The 17878-nt window shown below is 47.8% G+C and carries 13 protein-coding genes and 3 pseudogenes; 8 read left to right on the top strand and 8 right to left on the bottom strand.

The genetic code is table 11. From position 1 onward, the window contains the following. Nucleotides 1–2 precede the first annotated feature (2 nt). Nucleotides 3–3008, bottom strand: coding sequence for a Tn3 family transposase (locus ACOQH0_RS23310; RefSeq protein ID WP_421512443.1), 3006 nt, complete (start codon nucleotides 3006–3008; stop codon nucleotides 3–5). 163 nt (nucleotides 3009–3171) lie between these two features. Between ACOQH0_RS23310 and ACOQH0_RS23305 the strand changes: the two genes are divergently transcribed. From ACOQH0_RS23305 to ACOQH0_RS23290, 4 genes and pseudogenes are all read left to right on the top strand, one after another. Further along, entirely contained in the window at nucleotides 3172–3735 is a 564-nt protein-coding gene (locus tag ACOQH0_RS23305; protein ID WP_421512442.1) for a recombinase family protein, read from the top strand. 49 nt (nucleotides 3736–3784) lie between these two features. After that, nucleotides 3785–4249 (top strand): hypothetical protein, encoded by a 465-nt coding sequence (locus tag ACOQH0_RS23300; protein WP_421512441.1) that lies wholly within the window; start codon nucleotides 3785–3787, stop codon nucleotides 4247–4249. 331 nt (nucleotides 4250–4580) lie between these two features. Then, nucleotides 4581–4736: pseudogene (locus tag ACOQH0_RS23295) on the top strand (IS3 family transposase); the annotation flags it as partial. A gap of 366 nt (nucleotides 4737–5102) precedes the next feature. Continuing rightward, complete coding sequence (locus ACOQH0_RS23290) at nucleotides 5103–7259, top strand: C10 family peptidase (protein ID WP_421512440.1); 2157 nt, start codon at nucleotides 5103–5105, stop codon at nucleotides 7257–7259. A gap of 262 nt (nucleotides 7260–7521) precedes the next feature. Here ACOQH0_RS23290 and ACOQH0_RS23285 read toward each other — a convergent pair. Continuing rightward, nucleotides 7522–7749, bottom strand: a pseudogene (locus tag ACOQH0_RS23285) (transposase); the annotation flags it as partial. 490 nt (nucleotides 7750–8239) lie between these two features. Between ACOQH0_RS23285 and arsR the strand changes: the two are divergent. Beyond that, on the top strand, nucleotides 8240–8593 hold the full coding sequence (gene arsR, locus ACOQH0_RS23280) for an As(III)-sensing metalloregulatory transcriptional repressor ArsR (protein ID WP_421512439.1): 354 nt from the start codon (nucleotides 8240–8242) through the stop codon (nucleotides 8591–8593). A 47-nt stretch (nucleotides 8594–8640) separates the two neighbouring features. Continuing rightward, nucleotides 8641–8908 (top strand): annotated as a pseudogene (arsD, locus tag ACOQH0_RS23275) (arsenite efflux transporter metallochaperone ArsD); the annotation flags it as partial. A 455-nt stretch (nucleotides 8909–9363) separates the two neighbouring features. On the opposite strand, the gene ACOQH0_RS23270 reads toward arsD, so the two are convergent. Next, nucleotides 9364–10571, bottom strand: a protein-coding gene (locus ACOQH0_RS23270) for an IS3 family transposase (RefSeq protein ID WP_421512485.1) whose coding sequence is annotated in 2 segments (ribosomal slippage) — nucleotides 9364–10250 and nucleotides 10250–10571 — 1209 coding nt in all. Because the reading frame shifts where the segments join, the coding sequence is not laid out codon by codon here. 27 nt (nucleotides 10572–10598) lie between these two features. On the opposite strand from ACOQH0_RS23270, the gene ACOQH0_RS23265 reads away from it, so the two are divergent. Then, entirely contained in the window at nucleotides 10599–10937 is a 339-nt protein-coding gene (locus ACOQH0_RS23265) for a recombinase family protein (RefSeq protein WP_421512438.1), read from the top strand. Continuing rightward, complete coding sequence (locus tag ACOQH0_RS23260; RefSeq protein ID WP_421512437.1) at nucleotides 10882–11160, top strand: helix-turn-helix domain-containing protein; 279 nt, start codon at nucleotides 10882–10884, stop codon at nucleotides 11158–11160. Before ACOQH0_RS23265 ends, ACOQH0_RS23260 begins: the two co-directional genes overlap by 56 nt. 140 nt (nucleotides 11161–11300) lie before the next feature. Here the strand turns inward: ACOQH0_RS23260 and ACOQH0_RS23255 are convergent, their stop codons facing one another. From ACOQH0_RS23255 to ACOQH0_RS23235, 5 genes are read right to left on the bottom strand one after another with little or no spacing between them, the layout of a single operon-like run. Then, a complete protein-coding gene (locus ACOQH0_RS23255) occupies nucleotides 11301–11843 on the bottom strand; it encodes a CDP-archaeol synthase (RefSeq protein WP_421512436.1) in 543 nt (180 codons plus the stop codon). Continuing rightward, a complete protein-coding gene (locus tag ACOQH0_RS23250; RefSeq protein WP_421512435.1) occupies nucleotides 11833–12456 on the bottom strand; it encodes a CDP-alcohol phosphatidyltransferase family protein in 624 nt (207 codons plus the stop codon). The genes ACOQH0_RS23255 and ACOQH0_RS23250 overlap by 11 nt, the downstream gene beginning before the upstream one ends. Beyond that, on the bottom strand, nucleotides 12453–14033 hold the full coding sequence (locus ACOQH0_RS23245; protein ID WP_421512434.1) for an AMP-binding protein: 1581 nt from the start codon (nucleotides 14031–14033) through the stop codon (nucleotides 12453–12455). Before ACOQH0_RS23245 ends, ACOQH0_RS23250 begins: the two co-directional genes overlap by 4 nt. Beyond that, nucleotides 14033–15076: a hypothetical protein gene (locus ACOQH0_RS23240; RefSeq protein WP_421512433.1), complete on the bottom strand. Its 1044-nt coding sequence runs from the start codon at nucleotides 15074–15076 to the stop codon at nucleotides 14033–14035. Before ACOQH0_RS23240 ends, ACOQH0_RS23245 begins: the two co-directional genes overlap by 1 nt. Then, nucleotides 15073–17805 carry a phosphoenolpyruvate synthase gene (locus ACOQH0_RS23235; protein WP_421512432.1) on the bottom strand — a complete coding sequence of 911 codons (2733 nt, stop codon included), beginning with the start codon at nucleotides 17803–17805 and terminating at the stop codon, nucleotides 15073–15075. Before ACOQH0_RS23235 ends, ACOQH0_RS23240 begins: the two co-directional genes overlap by 4 nt. Between the last annotated feature and the right edge of the window lie 73 nt (nucleotides 17806–17878).

Genomic DNA, 17878 nt, shown 5'->3' with positions numbered 1-17878 from the left:
CGTTAAGCAATGTTTTCCTCCTCCGACGCTTCTTTTAATGGCCGCAGATGCCCTTTCGTCACCAGTTCCGCCAGGGTGAAGGAATAGTGGCCGAGCATATTGATATGTCCGTGGCAAAGCGGTGAGAGTCGTGCAATATCTTCATCATTCAGGGTTTCCCCCTGTGACCGGAGATGATCCAGCGCTGCCTGCATATAAATAGTGTTCCATAACACGACGGCGTTAGTGACCAGCCCCAGTGCACCCAGTTGATCTTCCTGACCGTCGGTATATCGCTTTCTTATCTCACCTTTCTGACCGTGACAGATAGCTCTGGCCACGGCATGGCGGCTTTCTCCCCGGTTTAGTTGGGTCAGAATGCGCCGACGGTAATCTTCATCATCAATATAATTAAGCAGATACAGCGTTTTGTTGATGCGCCCCACTTCAATGATTGCCTGAGTCAGTCCGGAAGGGCGTTCACTCTTCAGTAACGAGCGAACCAGCACCGAAGCCTGTACCTTGCCCAGCTTCAGGGAGCCTGCAGCCCGGATCATTTCGTCCCACTGAAGGACTATTTTTTGGGGATCTGACTGTCCTCTGGCAATATCATTCAGCACCCCATAATCGGCGTCATTGTCTATGCGCCAGAAAACCGAAGCACCGGCATCAGCCAGGCGCGGAGAAAACTGGTATCCCAGCAGCCAGAAAAGACCAAAGACAAGATCGCTGGCCCCGGCGGTATCGGTCATAATTTCGGTGGGATTTAGCCCGGTTTCCTGTTCCAGAAGGCCTTCCAGCACAAAGATTGAGTCTCTAAGAGTCCCCGGTATAACAATGCCATGAAAGCCGGAATACTGATCGGACATAAAATTGTACCAGGTGATCCCCCTGTTATTGCCAAAGTATTTGCGGTTCGGCCCGGCATTGATTGTTCTGACCGGCGTAACAAAGCGCATTCCGTCTGCAGAGGCTACTTCGCCACCACCCCAGACCTGTGCCAGTGGCAGCGTTGCCTGAAAATCAACCAGCCTGGCATTCGCACTTGTGATAGTTTCAGCCCGCAGGTAGTTTGCTTTTGTCCAGTTCAGCCGGTGTCGGGTCAGGGCTGGAACATTTGACCGTATCAGGGGTTCCAGACCGATATTGCAGGCCTCAGCCATCAGCACGGCGCTGATGCTTACGGGCAGATCGTCAACTCTGGCACTGGCTTCGCTGGCGTGGAAAAATTCATCAGTAAATCCGGTATGGGCATTGATTTCGAGCAACAGCTCTGTCAAATCTACAGTCGGGAGAAGATCACTGACCTGTTTGCTCAGTCGTTTCAGACTGTCCGGCTCGTCAAGACTGGCGAGGGGAGAAATTGTCAGCCTGGGCTTTGGGCCGGAAATATCCAGTTCAACCGCCTCATTTTCGCCAAGGCGTGCAGCTACCTGCCTGTAACGGGTGTCCAGTTGAAGACCCAGCGATTTTATTGCGTCCTGTGGATTCGTCGGGTGCCCCAGGGAACGATAAACTTTAATCCGGTTTGCCTGCCAGTCTGCGCCCTGTAGTAATTTTTCGCGGGGATCGCCCCACCGGTTACTACCGGTAACGTAGACATCCCGCCGTCTCAGGCTGTCCTGCAGTTTACTGAGAAAGCACAGCGTGTATCCCCTTCGGGTGATATGTTTTTCCTTATTAACCACCAGTCGTTTCCATGGCCGGCTGATGATTTCCGTTGGTGCATCATCAAAATACTGCCGCCGTGAGCTGAATTCGCGGCTGAGATAATTGCAGGCATTCAGAGTGTCGCTCCCGGCGGGAGCTGCTGAAAATTTAACGGTATTCAGCAGACGTGGCAGGAAACGACGAACCCGCCCGTACTGCTCCACCATTTCATCATGAAAGTTATCGTCTGAGGGCCGGGCAATTTCACGGACAAGCGCGATGATGTCGGCCAGTTTTTGCCTCGGGATGTGGCTGAATACTTCGGTCCGGATTGATTCGTCCGGCGTTTCCTCTTTCAGCAGGTACGAACACGCGCTGGCGAGCGCCAGTGCTGATTTATCCAGATCCTTCAGAGATCGGAGCCGTTTTTTCTGCCCAATCTTTCTGGCGTCACGGATGATGACAGCCAGCATGGCATCCAGAACGTCCAGTGCATCATCCAGCGCCAGCGTCTCCCATGCAAGGACAAAGGCAACCAGTATCGCTGCCCTTTTCTGCGGAGCCATCCTGGCGATATTGAACACCGAAGTCATTCCCGCATAACGAGCGAGATTTTTCAGACGTACAGCCGGGATCGCACTCAGGTTATCAGTATGAAGGCCAAAATCGCTCAGCGTTTTCCAGCGATCAATTGCCTCATTAAACGCCGGGCCAGTGATGGTCACCGGGCCTTTCTTCAGTGATTCCAGCAAAGACAGGCGGCCGGAATCTGCGGGGCCCAACAGCGTCTCCAGTTGTGAACGCTGTACGGCAGACGGTATCATTGCCAGCCTGCTCCACAGACGCAGCGTTGCCTTTTCCCTTACCTCTGAAATCAGCCGGGTCAACGTGGTAGCACCGGGTAGAATAATTCGGTGCTGCATCAGCCATCCTGTTGCCAGGTCGAAAAGCAGCCCCGGACGTTCGTTGCTTATCCAGCTCCTGGTATATAAAAGACGGGTAAGACGAAAAGTCCAGGGCCTGGCAAATTCGCGATAATCATAATGCCGACGTATCAGCGCGGCATGCTCACGACGGGTATTTTCTCTCTGACCATACTCTGCCAGCACGGTGATATCGTGGATGGCGAGCTGTCTGGCGATAAAATGCCGGACGCCGGAAGGAATATGATTCATATCGGTGAGAAAGGTACCCAGAAAACGCACGCACCCTATTTGCAGGGCAATTCCCAGACGGTTGTGATCGCCTCTGCTTTTTCCGATAAATTCCTTGTCTGCCTCATCAAGATGAAAATAGCGGGCCAGCTGAAGCTCATCTGGTTCACCGGTGAACCGGCCATAACTTTCAGTCTGCTCAGTGGTCAGAAAATCGACGGGCATATCGGCCTCCCTGCCTGGCGGTTATATGTTAACAACTTTGCAACCGTCCGAAATATTATAAATTATCAGACACATGAAAACAGTTCCATTTTTGTGTCTATTAAATCGATTTTTTGTTATAACAGACACAAGTTGTCCGATATTTGATTTAGGATACATTTTTATGCGACTTTTTGGTTACGCACGGGTATCAACCAGTCAGCAGTCTCTCGATATTCAGATCAGAGCGCTCAAAGATGCAGGAGTAAAAGCTAACCGCATCTTTTCCGACAAGGCATCCGGTAGTTCAACCGATCGGGAAGGACTGGATCTGCTGCGTATGAAGGTGGAGGAAGGCGACGTCATTCTGGTGAAGAAACTTGACCGGCTTGGCCGCGACACTGCCGATATGATCCAGCTGATAAAGGAATTTGACGCCCAGGGCGTTGCCATCCGATTCATTGATGACGGGATCAGCACCGATGGCGAAATGGGTAAAATGGTGGTCACTATTCTGTCTGCTGTGGCGCAGGCCGAACGACAGAGGATACTTGAGCGCACGAATGAGGGTCGGCAGGAAGCAAAGCTGAGAGGCATCAAATTTGGACGCAGGCGTACCATCGACCGCTCCCAAGTAGAAATCATGCGTTCCCAGGGAATAGGGGCAACAGATATTGCACGGGAAATGAAGATAGCACGCTCTACAGTATATAAAATCATTGACAACATAAAAAATACGGGTAATTAACAAAGAGAAGTCGACGTAAAGAAAAATTAAATTTTTAAAAGGATAAACAATGTACGTTAATAACACTGTATCATCAGCCACTACCGCATATTCTACAATTAATTTATCTACGGACTCTAACCAGATTAATCTTTATAACGGCCCATTGGATGGTTTCAGTAATGATTCAGTATCATTATGTACATCTGGCAAACCAAATAATCTCTCAAGAGGATTATGTGGTATGGGGCAAGCAGTCTACCTGAGAGGAAACAATAAAAAAATGGAGACCGGTGGGTGTGGGCCATGCATTGGTTTAGCCATTACTTATCAATCCGTTAATGGAGGTAAAAGTGGTTTGCTAGCTCATCTACAACCAGAGGCGGAGTTGGATGAGTTTATTAAAAATATTAGATGTATTTTTGATGACCAGTTCGAAGCAAAAATGAATATCACCCTAACAACTGTTCATGATGAAAATAAAGAGGTTGCATATAAGCAAGAAAAAAATTGCAAGACATACAGGATGGAATAAATCAACAATATGATTTTTTGTATATTGATAACGATAATGTTACTGTTTCAACTATTCACTCCGCACTTTCAGTAGATATAGATTCTATGTCCGCTGAACTAAAGCAGTATACTGATGAGAAATTCAATGCCACTGATATAGATTATATGAATGCACATATGGTTAACGATAGTCATTCGTTACACTATTTTAGTTAATTTATATCCACAGCATAAAGCTACCCGCATAGCAGGTGGCTTTGGTAAGGAAAGATAAATAGTGTGTACGCTCAGCTTTTAGAACCGTTTATTACATTAACGTGAGTTTTCGTTCCACTGAGCGTCAGACCCCTTATATAAACTTTAGCGAAGCTGCTCATGCGATCACAGACTATATCGTCGGGTATTACAGCTCGCTAAGGCCGCATGACTATAACGGTGGATTACCCCCAAACGAATCGAAAAACCGATACTTGAAAAACTCTAAAGTGGTGGCCAGTTTTAGTTGACCACTACATAATCAACGGGGAGCAGGTTATAGGATCGTCTAGCGGGATGAGGTCAGCCCAGTCATTGAAGAAGATGTCTAGCATTTCCATAGCTAAAATTATAGCCAGGCCTGTGGGGCATATTAAAATGTAAAAATATTCATTGATTGAAATCAAACATAATCAGAGGAGTTATTATTCGATAGTTTATCTCGCGGCAATGGCGTTTATCAATAAAAAACCGAGTGCAAACTTAATAATTATCACTTGTTAAACAGTTATGCTTTTTTGTAATTATTTTTTGAATATTTAAGGTTAAAGGTGTAATGTCTACTCCGAATTTCTCTCCTAGAGATATATTTATAAAAAATAAATGGAGTAAATATTATGAAGAATCGTGATAATCCAGTTCAAAATGTTGATCCACTTACAACAACCCGGTGGGCACAACAATATCCATATAACTATCAATTAACTTTGCTGCCTGGTCACACTATGACATCACCTGTTGGTTGCGTTGGTGTTGCCGGTGGGCAAATTATGGCTTTCCACAAACATCCAGAGAAAGCACAAGGGGTAATTGAAGATCAGAGTATAACTCTAAACATAGATGGGTTTGAATATGACTGGGAGGGGATGAGAGACAAAATAACGTCAACTAGTGAACAGCGCTCAATTGATGCTGTCTCTAATCTTTTGTATCATCAGAATATTACAGCGCAAACATCTGGTGCGGCCGGAAATACTGAAAAGTTATTTGAAGCATTTGTTAGCAACTTTAGTTACAACAGACATATAGGGCATGTAGACCTAAGGAAGTGGAAGGAGAGTTATTTTTCCTTCGCTGAGTTACAGGAACTAGTTAAAAGTGAACTTAAGGCTGGTCGTCCTGTGCAAGTTTCCATTCCCGGGCACGCTGTGGTTTGTGACGGATTCCGGGAGGATGGTTACTTTTCTTTTAACTGGGGATGGGGTGGGTCCCAGGTTTGGCATAAATTAGATGATAGCAAAGATGGATGTAGCCCTGTTCAGGCTTATTTAAACATCCGGCCTGACTACAAAAATAAAGTCGAACTGGTGGGTAAGTACAATGATACTATAACATTAAACCCCCTAGATGCCTGTCAATTGAAATTCTCTTTAAAAAATACACAAGAGGATGAAGTGTGCGGCAGTATAAGGTTATGTTTATACGACAAAAATAATGTTAGAAGAAATATATTAACACCTGAAATCAATGTTAAAGTTAATAATTTGGAAACTAAAGAGTTTATTATTGACTGTCACGTTCCTGATAATGCAACTTTTGGAGAAAGATGCATTGTAATTGAATTCCAAAGTAGTGACTTAAAATGGGCTCCTGTTTCTTATGCAAATGAAAATGTAGTTCTCATTGCTGCTAATATTGAACGTTCTTTTAGTGATGATTTAATCATACAATATACAAATGTACCTTCTGAAGTAATTGAAAATGATTCAATTGATATTGAAGTTGGCATTACCAGTAAAATTGCACTTAGCGCTATCCTTAAGGTGTTGCTTGTAGATGAAAGTACGAACAGTTATGATTGTATCGGAAGTTCTGACGTTCATTTGAATTCAGATTCGATTAATTCTATTGTAATTCCGGTATCATTTTCTGATGTCAAACCGCAAAATATGCATAAGCTAATTTTTGTTATTACTGAAAGTGATGAGGTCAATACTCAGTCAGCTAAGCAAATAGCTTCAGCTCAAGGTTATAACTCATGGTGCATATATGTAAAAAACAGATACGTGGAGTACTCAGAGGATTATGTTCTGCGAAGTAATCTTGATAAGTCCATTATGTATTTTGCAGGTGGAATGTATAATTATAACATGACGGTCATTTTATCCAATGACATTCCAGTGCCACATATTGCACATTGCGTGGTTCGTATTGTAGATGAGAAAAATAATATACTTGCTTTGAGCAGTGCATATCTTCTATACAATTCTGATTTCAGAATTGGAGAACTATCCGGAAGCATAATACTTCCAGAATTAAGCAATGATGAAACAGAAAGTGAAAGGGATGTCGTAATTCAGGTTTTAGTTGAGAATGACGAACAATATCTCTTATTGACCCCAGAAGATGTTTCTGTAAAAAACCCTGAAGTTATTAAGCTCCATTACAGAAACAATTACGATTATGTCGTTATTACTTCGGACCTGGTTTTAAATTCAGATAAATTTGTTCATGATGAAACATTTGAGATAAAATTCCCATTACTCTGGACTGGTGAGAATCATGATGCTACAGCAATGATAGGGACTGCTGTTGTATGCATAAAGGATGATAATGGTACAATAACAGAGTTGGGTAGTTCAAAAGCCGCAGCTACTACGGTATCAGCCTATCCTAACAAAGTGAATTGCGAAATATCAAAATCAATTGCAATCGGCTCTTATGAACTTTTCATTCAGTTTCGTGATGCTTCAAGCGAAAATGGACCCGTAAGGCCAAAGGTGTTAGGCATTTCAGAAAGTACAATTGTTTCCCTTACAATTAATATTGTATAAGCTATTGTTGAATTAACTTTAGACCGCCTAATTTTGGCGAGTCTAAAGTTTCTCGCAATTAAAACTGGGCCTCAAGTGGTAAGTATAGGGGGTTGAGGGACAATGGAACAAAAACGTACGTTTAGAAGCTAATTCATTAATAGTTTGCCGATGCAGATATTTATATGGGTAACAATACCGGTAGACGATCCTGCCCTATAGTTTGAGCATAGCAACTGTCTTTCGAGCGCGGCGACGAAGCATGCTGGTGATACATTGGATCCTATGCTTCATTCTTTTTCAGCATTGCGTTCAGGATGGTCAGCAATTTTCTGATGCAGGGCGTCAGTGCAACTTTTTTAAGTTGTCCTGCGGCAACTAGGCGTGTATAGAACTCTTTATTTACCGGGTTGTGCCTTGTCCCAACCAGGGCTGACATATAGAGAGCTGTACGGACTGAAGCTCGCCCTCCGAATACTGTTCGGCGACCGCGCATCGTACCGGAATCCCTGGTACCTTTTGAAACAAATATGCCTGCACAACGTTGGTGTGACACGCTCATCTATCCCCCTCCTTGCAAATACGATTTGAAGTTCGGACAACTGTTCGGGCTTCAGATGAACGGCTCAGTCTGTGCGTCAATCGCTATGCTGCGGGCTTTAATAACCCTGGGAGGAATCGGACTACACAGGCCTTGCCAAATCTAAGCCAGTTCATAGTAATCGGGGTCTGAGGGCCAATGGAACGAAAACGTACGTTAAGGAAATAACTCATTGTTATAAGAGATATTATTTATTTTTCGTAGTGAAATGAAAGCCCGCATTAAACAATGTTTCAGCCTCAAATGACTTTTTGTTACCTACTCCGCTAACGCAACGACACCACGCCAGGGCATTGTAAAACCGCATAGTGAGGCCTAGTATTACATATGAAAAAACGCATGTGATTTTGACTTATTATTTCGAAAGAGAGACAATATTCATTCATAACAGGAGCACATAATGCCAGAAATCACATCCCTACAACTCTTCAAGAATCTGTCCGATGAAACCCGTCTAGGGATCGTGTTGCTGCTCAGAGAGATGGGAGAGCTGTGCGTGTGCGATCTCTGTACGGCGTTGGAACAGTCTCAGCCTAAGATCTCCCGCCATCTGGCGATGCTTAGGGAAAGTGGCCTATTGCTGGATCGCAAGCAGGGGAAATGGGTTCACTACCGCTTATCCCCGCATATTCCTTCCTGGGCCGCTCAGGTTATTGAGCAGGCCTGGTTAAGCCAACAGGACGACGTACAGGCCATCGCCCGTAAGCTGGCATCAGCCAGCTGCTCTGGCAGCGGTAAAGCTGTTTGTATCTAAAAAATTTGTCTGTACATATATGTTTTTACGAATGTGAGGTGTTAAAGATGAAAACGTTAATGGTGTTTGATCCGGCGATGTGCTGCAGTACCGGCGTTTGTGGCTCAGATGTCGATCAGGTTCTGGTCGATTTTTCTGCTGATGTTCAATGGCTGAAAGGGCGTGGGGTCCAGATCGAACGTTACAACCTAGCGCAGCTAGCCTATGAGCTTCGTTCAGAATGAGCAAGCGAAAGCTTTCTTTGAAGCTTCTGGAGCTGAAGGGCTTCCGCTGCTGTTACTGGATGGTGAAACGGTGATGACCGGGCGATATCCCCACTGATGCACGGGCATATCAATATGCTGGGGCATTATACGTTCACGCTACCGGAGGATATTTTGAAGGGAGAACTGAGAGAATTAAATTTCAATTTAAACAATGAATTATCTTCTTAGCGTACGTTTTCGTTCCATTGGCCCTCAAACCCCTTTAATGATTAAGCGAATACGTAATAAAATCTTAATTACAGGTTTGCGTACAGGAAAAAACAAAAATCAACTTTGAACAAGATCACATATTAAGGATGTTCTTATCCTTATTTTAGTTCAAAATGATGAGCATCAAAAAAATTAAATCCTTCAGCATTAGTAATGTTTATCAATTGACTGAGCAATAAGCATTTGAAATTATAATGTCAGAATTCGGATGGAGGTGTATCTAAAGAAAACAGGAATGTTTACATGTCATAAATCATTGATCTTGACCCGCCATCTCCAGACAGCTTTTGTATCTTAAGTTAACGATGCCCGCAGGCGCCGGTATTCTCTCGGGGAGTGATATCCCAGTGCGCTGTGCGGATGGTTTTCATTGTAATGATTGAACGCCTCAGCAAGGTTCTGCAGCGCCGTTCGTACATTCGGTTTCGGCATGAACGCGATGTAGTCTTCCTTCATCGTCTTCACGAACCGCTCGGCCATGCCGTTACTCTGTGGGCTGCTTACTGCAGTCGTGCAAGCTTCCAGATTCAACTCTGTGGCGAACTTGCGCGTGTCATGCGCCGTATACGCCGAACCGTTGTCTGTCAGCCACTGCACCGGCTTTTCCGGGAGCATCGCTCCGAAGCGCTTCTCCACGGCTCCCAGCATCACGTCCTGCACAGTCATGCTGTCATAGCCGCCGGTGCTTGCAGCCCAGTCTATGGCCTCTCTGTCGCAGCAGTCCAGTGCGAACGTCACGCGCAGTTTTTCGCCGTCGTCGCATCCGAACTCGAAGCCGTCTGAGCACCAGCGCTGGTTGCTCTCCGCTACCGCGATTTTACCGTTATGCTCGCGCTGCGGCCGCTGTGGTTTGTCATGCGGCAACAACAGATTATGCTCACTCATCACGCGGTAAACCCGTTTGGCATTCACCGGTGGCAGACCTTCATCGCGAAGCTGTTTTCGCATGATCCCCCATACCCGGCGATAACCATAACTGGGCATATCGCTGATGATACCGAGGATGCGCGACAGGACCTCAGCGTCTGCTTCCTCGTCTCGCCGGAGAGTGCGCCCGTCCTGCCAGTCGGCAGAACGGTGAACCCGCATTGATAACTGCGCACGCGACACGCCCATAATGCTGCTGACCTGGGCTATTCCTTGTCCTTTGGCAACAAGGGCGCATGCGCTATCCATTTTCGGGTCTGGCCGTACTCCACGGCTTCTTTCAGGATCTCTACTTCCATCGTCTTCTTACCCAGAAGGCGCTGAAGCTCACGGATCTGCTTGTTTGCGGCGGACAGCTCTGATGCCGGAACGACATCTTCTCCGGCAGCAACGGCGGTCAGGCTGCCTTCCAGATACTGTTTTTTCCACTTAAATAGCAGGCTGGGCTGAATGCCATGCAAACGAGCAACATGGGAGACGGTCATCCCCGGCTCCATGGTCTGCCGGATAATGGCAATTTTTTCCTGCGGAGTCTTACGCTTGCGGAGCTCCTGCCCCAACAGTATTCCTGTCATCTCAAAATTAGAACCAGTATTAGACATATGTTTAAGCCTATCTCTTATTTTAAGATACATCTACTGTCTGGTGTTTCTAGGGGCCGCCCCACCCTGCAACAGGCTGGCTGTGATGCCGCCGCCATGTTTGTGGACAAATCATCCGGGGCAAAAACAGAACGCCCGGGCCTGGACGCCTGTCTGAAAGCGTTGCAACCAGGAGATACCTTGCTGGTATGGCGCCTCGATCGGTTGGGGAGATCAATGACTCACCTGGTGACCATGGTAGAGGACTTGCGTAGCAAGGGGGTAGGATTTCGTTCACTGTGCGATGGCGCTATTGACACCACCACGGCATCGGGAGAACTGGTGCTTAACATTATTTGAGAGACGCCTCCTCCAGGAGCGAACTCGGGCAGGCCTCGCAGCTGCACGCGCCCGGGGGCGAAAAGGAGGACGCAGGGCTGTCAGCAAAAGCGCACCGAAAGTGATGATGGCCTGGCGTATGTATCAGGATAAATCTTTAAGTATCAATGATATTTGTGAAACTCTAAAAATTTCGCGGGCAACATTTTTCAGGTACGTATCCTTATCAAAGGATGCAGCCTAGTAGTTATATAAAGTCTAATGCATATAACTTTTAGGCTTATTGCCAACAATTAACGAATCCTTACGGTCACCCTACTACTCTCCCGGAAAACAGGGGCGGTTCATTTTCCGGTTTTGAGTTGGTGGCTCTGACCGGAAGAACTAAAACCTTGTCTTCTTCAGTGCCAGTAGAAACAACAACTGCTTGATCAAAAATGCACTTAGTAAGAAACAGATAAAGATTAGTACTGCTGATATGAATGATAGTTTCAAATACAAAACATATACCAGTGTAACGCCAATAGCAGAATCAGCCTGATCACCTAAGACACACACAGCGCGGTGTCGGTCAGGTAGTTTACCGGGAGCAATCCCCAGCTTTCGCTTAATCAATGAGTTCGGCAGCTCTGACAGACTATACCCCAGTCCGGCAAATAATCCCGCAAGCCCGCACTCCTTTGTACTTACCGGCAAACCGGCCTGCGGATGAAGCTGATTCAGAGGTAGCCATATAAGGGCAAACAGTGCAGTCAACAGAGAGATCATCAGCAATCCGCGCCAGGTTTTATTTGCGCCAAAAGCGGAAACAGATAGCGGAATATTGAGCCGTGAAAAATAATTGTACTTAACGATCACCATGTGCGCGCAACCACCCAGTATGACAGGAATCATCAGATACCAGGCCTGTAATACCTTATCCCACATAGAAGCCTCTGAAATGAAGTAATGCAAAGACGCAGCTACCGAGTAACGTAATCATGATAATGACACTCAGGTGTTTAAACTTATAAAATGGCCGCCGCCACAGCATAGCCATGCTGAAAAGAAATAACACCGTGCTGAGCAACAGGTAGCCCGACAGCGGCGGCAGTACAAACCGGAGCAGCAGCCAGGCGCTGAGAATAAACAGGCTCCAGAATACCGGCATGCCTGGATAAGACATCCCACTGATACCGTCTATATTCCCGACTTCATTAAATACCGCCAGCCGGATTGAGCCGCAGGCGATCATCAGCAGCAAAAAGAGTGACCAGATACCATTAAAGCCGGAAAGGTAAAACACCAGTGCCGGGACAATCAGGTAAAGGATCTGATCCATAAATCCGTCGAGATAGCGCCCGAAGGTGCGTTCCAGCTTATGATATCGCGCATAAATACCATCCAGAGCATCTGCCAGCATGGCGAGAAACAGCAAGGCGACAGATAAAAAAAGCTGTTGCCGCAAGGCGCAGATCACCGCCGTTGAGCTGAAGATCAGCCCTGTCAGGGTGATGTAGTCAGCGGAATTCAAGCGGATCAGGAAATGGGGTTGTTTCATAAAGACTCCCTGTTCAACTGGAAGATTGTCAGCGCATTTTTTTCCAGTAACGTTCTTAGTTTCAATCGGTTAATCTTACTGTTATGCCGGATATCAACCGGTATTTCCGAAATCTGATAAATCCGCGTGACATCCGCGAGCTGGAATTCATCCAGGATTGCCGGTAATGCCTGTGGCAGGCAGGTGCATTGCAGAATCAACGCGGCGCCGCCCTGCGGGTGAGCAATCAGCGCGCTGCGCTCTGTTTCTTCCAGATCATTCACCAGTTTTTCAAGGGGATAGGGATAGACCGTCCGGCCGGGACTGATGGTAATTTCATCGCTCACTCTTCCGACAAGCCATATCTGCCCGTCATCATCAAAAAAGCCCACATCCCCGGTGCAATGCCAGACGCCGCCCTGAGGGCGAGGAATTTTATACTGCCGGGTGGCCTGCGGATTATCAATGTATGCAGATAATACATGCGGGCCGGCAACCAGGATTTCGCCGACTTCTCCTGGCGCGAAGGAAATACACTTCTGCTGACCGCCAATTTTCCGTAGACAAATTTCAGCGGCACTCACCGAACTGCCAACAAGATAGCCCGCATGTTGTGACCACTGCTCTGTTAGGGAACGTATATCCACGGTAGCAATCGGTTCCGCTTCCGTTGAGCCGTAAATCACCGCGTGTTGTGCATGTGGAAATGCTTCAAGGCAGCCCTGATACAGTGCTTTACAGCCTGGCGCTCCCCCGATAACAACCTGACGAACCTCTGGAAAGCTCAGCTGCTGCTCCTGCGCATAACGGGTAATTTTCTGCATAAAAGCCGGGGCACCACTGATGCGCGTAACACCAAGCTGGGTGATTTGCTCTGAAACCTCAGCCGGATTGACTGCCCCGGGCCGAGAGAAATCAAACCGAGGCAGTACGCTGTGCTGTCCCGTACTTAATGTCTGCAATACCAGTACGGGAAAACTGTGCAGATCAATATCCTGCTCTTGTGACGGAAAACATGTTTCAATGGCCAGCCGTTGTGCTGTCAGGCTTTGGTGCGTCCTGTTGGCCCCTTTGGGAATACCGGTAGTGCCGGAGGTGAAGGTAATCAGTCCAGTGGTATCTGACGGCAGAGACTGGCAGATAAACACCTTATCCGGGGGGGCAAAACTAACGTTCAGTTGTTTCATACCGGGAACGGCGCGGTCGATCACAAACCGTTTCATGGACCACAGTTCTGGGAACAACGGCCAGAATTTACCGGCGTTGGCCTCGGTAATAATGCCTTTTGGCCGACAGAGTCTGAGTGCGGCCCTGAACTGCGCTTTTGGCAACCCTCTTTCCGGCATAACCGCAACAATCCCGGCACCCAGCATGGCGACCAGCAACGGATAGAGATACTGTCCCGGCGGGGTCATCAGTACCACGCGATCGCCTGTAATCAAGCCAGTTTGCAAAAGTTGCCGCTGAAAATGCGCCGCCAGCCGCATAAAATGACGGTAACTCAGCATGGTATATTCTCCGTCTGGCTGCGGGATACTCAGTGCGGTTCGATCAGGATAACACTCTGCGGCGCGGACGATGGACTGACACAGGTTCATCAGAAAAGCTCCTTACCATACAGGGCATAGTAATGATGCTGATCGGCCCCTTGCAGCAGAGTTCGCGACATGAGCAGACTGGCATTATCGTCACGCATCATAGCGCCACCAATGCGGGGGTAATGTTGGCGGGTATAGTGGAAAAACTGATTGCACAGGCGGCTGAGTATGCCGGTGCGCCGGTAACGGGGATGGATGGCCACGGTTTTACATAAGTTCGCCTCGGCTTTCCCGGCACGGCTGATCGGTAACATAATGGATAATCCGGCAATCCCGCCGTCAGTGGTCTGCGCCAGCATGGAAGAGTGCGGGCAAAAATGCTGGATAAAATCCATACCGCAGTGTTGCTGAAATTCGTCCCACGTCAGTGGGGTATAAGCGAAACCGTTACCGAACAGATGATCAATAAATTCATATAATCGACGCTGCTCACGCATCCATACAGCAGGCGTTAGCGGCTGAATCGTTATCTCCGGCATCGGCAGTTTTTCCATTTTCCGGTAGTGCTTCGCCCAGTTATCCGCAGCCATCCCGGCATCTGTGAATGTCGAGGTATAGCGATGTTTCACACTGAATCCGGCCTGCTCCAGCAAGGTGGCATAGTAAGGCGGATTGTAAGGCTCTCCCGCAAAGGGTGTTTTCTCAAACTGATTCAGGCGAATACGGTACTGACCAAAGGTAGAAAAATTAACCGGCCCGTATAACTGCGTGATACCGTACTGTTTTGCCCATGTCGCCAGCGCGCTGAACAGTTGCTCATTACAGGACAGATGATTAATGGTTTCCCAAAAACCAAAAAAGGCGGTTTTTTGCCCGGAAACCAGATGGTGTGGGATAAAACCAGCCATGCGGGCCTGCCCGGGAATTACGCCGGTCCAGGCTTTCCCCTGTTCAAACCACGGATTATCCGCGCTGAATTGTGCGTTCAGCGTTGCCCGATTTTCACCAGGCCAGAACGGAAAATCGTGGTAAACTCTCCCCGGCAGTGATAAAAACACCTCATGTAACTGCGCACCAGGCTGCCATTCAGATGCAATAATCATGATAAAGGGGCTACCTCGCAGTTACTGGGTTGCTGTGGACGTGACACTGTCCCGGTGGCGCCATCCATCCGCACATATTCGCCGTCGCGCAGAATGCGGGTGATATCCGGAATACCGACAATCGCGGGAATGCCCATCTCTCTTGCCACCACTGCCGAGTGGGATAACGTAGAACCACGCTCGATCAGCAGTCCCCCGGCTGTCGGGAACAGCGGCGCCCAGCCGGGATCTGTCCGCTCAGTACACAGAATTTGTCCTGAGAGTGACATTTCATCTTCCGGTGATTTGATTAAGCGGACGGTATTTTCAACAATCCCCGGATAACAGCCGATACCACTCAGCTGAGTCGTATCGCAAATCGGAACGTCTGTCCGGCGGGTACCAGAGAAATCGTGCTGTTGGAACAAAGAACCCTCACAACAGATATGGTGTGCCGGATCGTCCGCTTCATAACCTGCATATTCCTGCTGACGGGCTGCAACCAGCGGCCTGAGTTCCGTTTGTACGGCGGTGCCTTCATATCCGCTGTAGATTTCATCGAGGGTGAGATAAAAGATATCACGCGCTTGCGCAATAATGCCTTCCAGCGCATATTGCCGTCCGAGTTGATTAAAAAGATCCCGATAAAATCCGACCATCCGTGTGCGTGTGAAGCGCATATTTTCCCGGTGACGGATAGCCTGACGCAGCCGGGCCAGATGACGTTTAAACCTGAGCATACGCCGCTTACCGAATTTCTGCTCCACGGCACTGAATGCCAGATTTTCCGCCTCGTTGCGCAAGCCGCGTTCTCGGGCGGCGAGTGATTCTGGGGTTAAATCATCCAGTGTCAGATAGTTTTTTAATATGGTGAACAGGAAGCGCGGATCGTAACGGAGCGTCAGAGTTTCCAGTTTCATTTCACCTATAGTGCGGTCACCATATTTATCAATATAGTTAACACACATCTGATGAAAATGCGGATGCGCAGTTTTAAGTCGGCTCAGTAGCGTCGCGTCGTCACTCTGTTCTATCAGCTTGCGCAGTGCCGGTTTCTGGCGAACACTGCGGCACATTACCAGTAGTTCTTTGGTCGGCTGTGTACTTTCAATATTCTCTTCTCCGGAGAGCAAATCGCCCATCAGCGCTGCGGTTTTTTCAATACCGGCGGACTCCAGCGTGCGATAAACCCGTCCGTTATACATCATGACGTAAAAATCATTGAGGATGGGCGTGGTCCAGCGCTGCAACAGATGACTGTCCATGTATTTCAGTTTTTCGGTCAGTTGATTTATCGTCAATGTATGAAGACGATCGCGGGGAATATTGGCGACGAGAACCGTGAATTGCTGTAAAAACTGTTCAACAAGTCTGTCCATTTTACGAAATGCGATCAGCAAGCGGAACAGCACTTTTGCCATGCCTGGCAGGCGGGTGGCTTTTTCCCACAAAGTGAGTTCCGTGGAGCGTATAAAGTCCACCTGTTCCGTCAGTCCCATCATCCGTTCCATATCCTGCTTATTGGTTTTGAATGATGGCAACATCTGCAACCCGCGATACCAGTTATTAATATTATAATAAATCCGCCCTTTAACTAGGCCGAGCATGTGATTCAGCATGTCCTGTGATTCCGTGACCTGCTTATCTGAACATCCCAGGATACGCATGGTCTGCTCGTAGACGGTGGCATAGGCAGCGCGGGCAAATGAAAATGTCAGTGGCGTGGTAACACCGCAGTAAGATTCCTGAATATTGGCATTGTTAAACACCAGTGTACGCCCGGCAGAAGCCGTATTTTTCGGCAGATGGGTCACAGGTCGGGTTTGTAATATAAAGATATGTCCGTCTTTGATTGTCCATTCAATATCCTGCGGACAGCCGCAGTACTGGGCGATACGCTTACCGATGTCGCGCAGTGCCAGGATTTGCACATCCGTCAGTGCCGGCGCATCCCGTTTTTCCGGCCTGACCTCAAGCGCAGTGGTGCCCTGACGGCGGGTTTTATCAAACACCAGTGCAACGCGCTTAGTGACAATACGGCGATCAATCTCATCTTTAAACAGATGCACGCTAAATTCATCCGTATCACATTCACCGGAAACCACGCCTTCGCCCACGCCCCAGGCGGCAGATATCAGCGCGTGCTGACGGCTTCCCGTCACCGGATGTGCGGTAAACATTACGCCGGAAACTTCGCCGTCTGCCATTTTCTGGATAATGACGGCACTGCGAATATCTTTTACGGAAAATCCGTGGTGCAGTCGATACAGCAGCGCGTGTGTATTAAATGCGGAAGCAATCACAGCACAGATGCTGTTACCTATTGCCTCGATACCCTGCTGAAATAAATAGCTGTCCATTTGTCCGGCAAACGAGGCATTGTCTCCGTCTTCATCGACGGCGGAGGAGCGGACAGAAAAAAAGGTTGCGGGATTGTCTGCCAGTAAAGCGGACAACTGCTTTTGCAGATCTGACGATAATTGTGCCTGCCGGATCCGCTGACGCAAGGGTGCCGCCAGATTTTCCAGCGCTTCAGGGGTGATATCCTCGAAAACTTCCTCGAGTGCCTGTACCATGGCGACGCTCACCGGGTCCTGAGAAATTATCTGCGTCAGGATCTCCCCGGGAATCACCCACCATTCCGGCACTGGATAGTGTTCCAGTGACAACCATAAAAGGTTAGCCGCTTTTCCGCCCAGCTGGGCGCGGGTTAGTTGTAGAGCCTGATGCTGAGAATATAAGTTTGTCATAGAATCTTTCAGTGCGACTTGGGAGTCAGTTCTACTGACTTGTCTTTCGCGCTCTCCTTAGCTGAAATGAATG

Source organism: Enterobacter sp. JS8-1 (assembly GCF_049187015.1).
Lineage (GTDB): Bacteria > Pseudomonadota > Gammaproteobacteria > Enterobacterales > Enterobacteriaceae > Enterobacter > Enterobacter mori.
Note: the sequence above shows the minus strand (reverse complement) of the source record. Positions and strands in the feature narration are given on the sequence as shown.

Coding starts and splice junctions, on each gene's coding strand:
- ACOQH0_RS23300 (WP_421512441.1), top strand. CDS start 3,785: ATGTACGTTAATAACACTGTATCATCAGCCACTACCGCATATTCTACA.
- ACOQH0_RS23310 (WP_421512443.1), bottom strand. CDS start 3,008: ATGCCCGTCGATTTTCTGACCACTGAGCAGACTGAAAGTTATGGCCGG.
- ACOQH0_RS23265 (WP_421512438.1), top strand. CDS start 10,599: ATGTTTAAGCCTATCTCTTATTTTAAGATACATCTACTGTCTGGTGTT.
- ACOQH0_RS23245 (WP_421512434.1), bottom strand. CDS start 14,033: ATGAACCTGTGTCAGTCCATCGTCCGCGCCGCAGAGTGTTATCCTGAT.
- ACOQH0_RS23260 (WP_421512437.1), top strand. CDS start 10,882: ATGGCGCTATTGACACCACCACGGCATCGGGAGAACTGGTGCTTAACA.
- ACOQH0_RS23255 (WP_421512436.1), bottom strand. CDS start 11,843: ATGTGGGATAAGGTATTACAGGCCTGGTATCTGATGATTCCTGTCATA.
- ACOQH0_RS23305 (WP_421512442.1), top strand. CDS start 3,172: ATGCGACTTTTTGGTTACGCACGGGTATCAACCAGTCAGCAGTCTCTC.
- ACOQH0_RS23250 (WP_421512435.1), bottom strand. CDS start 12,456: ATGAAACAACCCCATTTCCTGATCCGCTTGAATTCCGCTGACTACATC.
- ACOQH0_RS23240 (WP_421512433.1), bottom strand. CDS start 15,076: ATGATTATTGCATCTGAATGGCAGCCTGGTGCGCAGTTACATGAGGTG.
- ACOQH0_RS23235 (WP_421512432.1), bottom strand. CDS start 17,805: ATGACAAACTTATATTCTCAGCATCAGGCTCTACAACTAACCCGCGCC.
- arsR (WP_421512439.1), top strand. CDS start 8,240: ATGCCAGAAATCACATCCCTACAACTCTTCAAGAATCTGTCCGATGAA.
- ACOQH0_RS23290 (WP_421512440.1), top strand. CDS start 5,103: ATGAAGAATCGTGATAATCCAGTTCAAAATGTTGATCCACTTACAACA.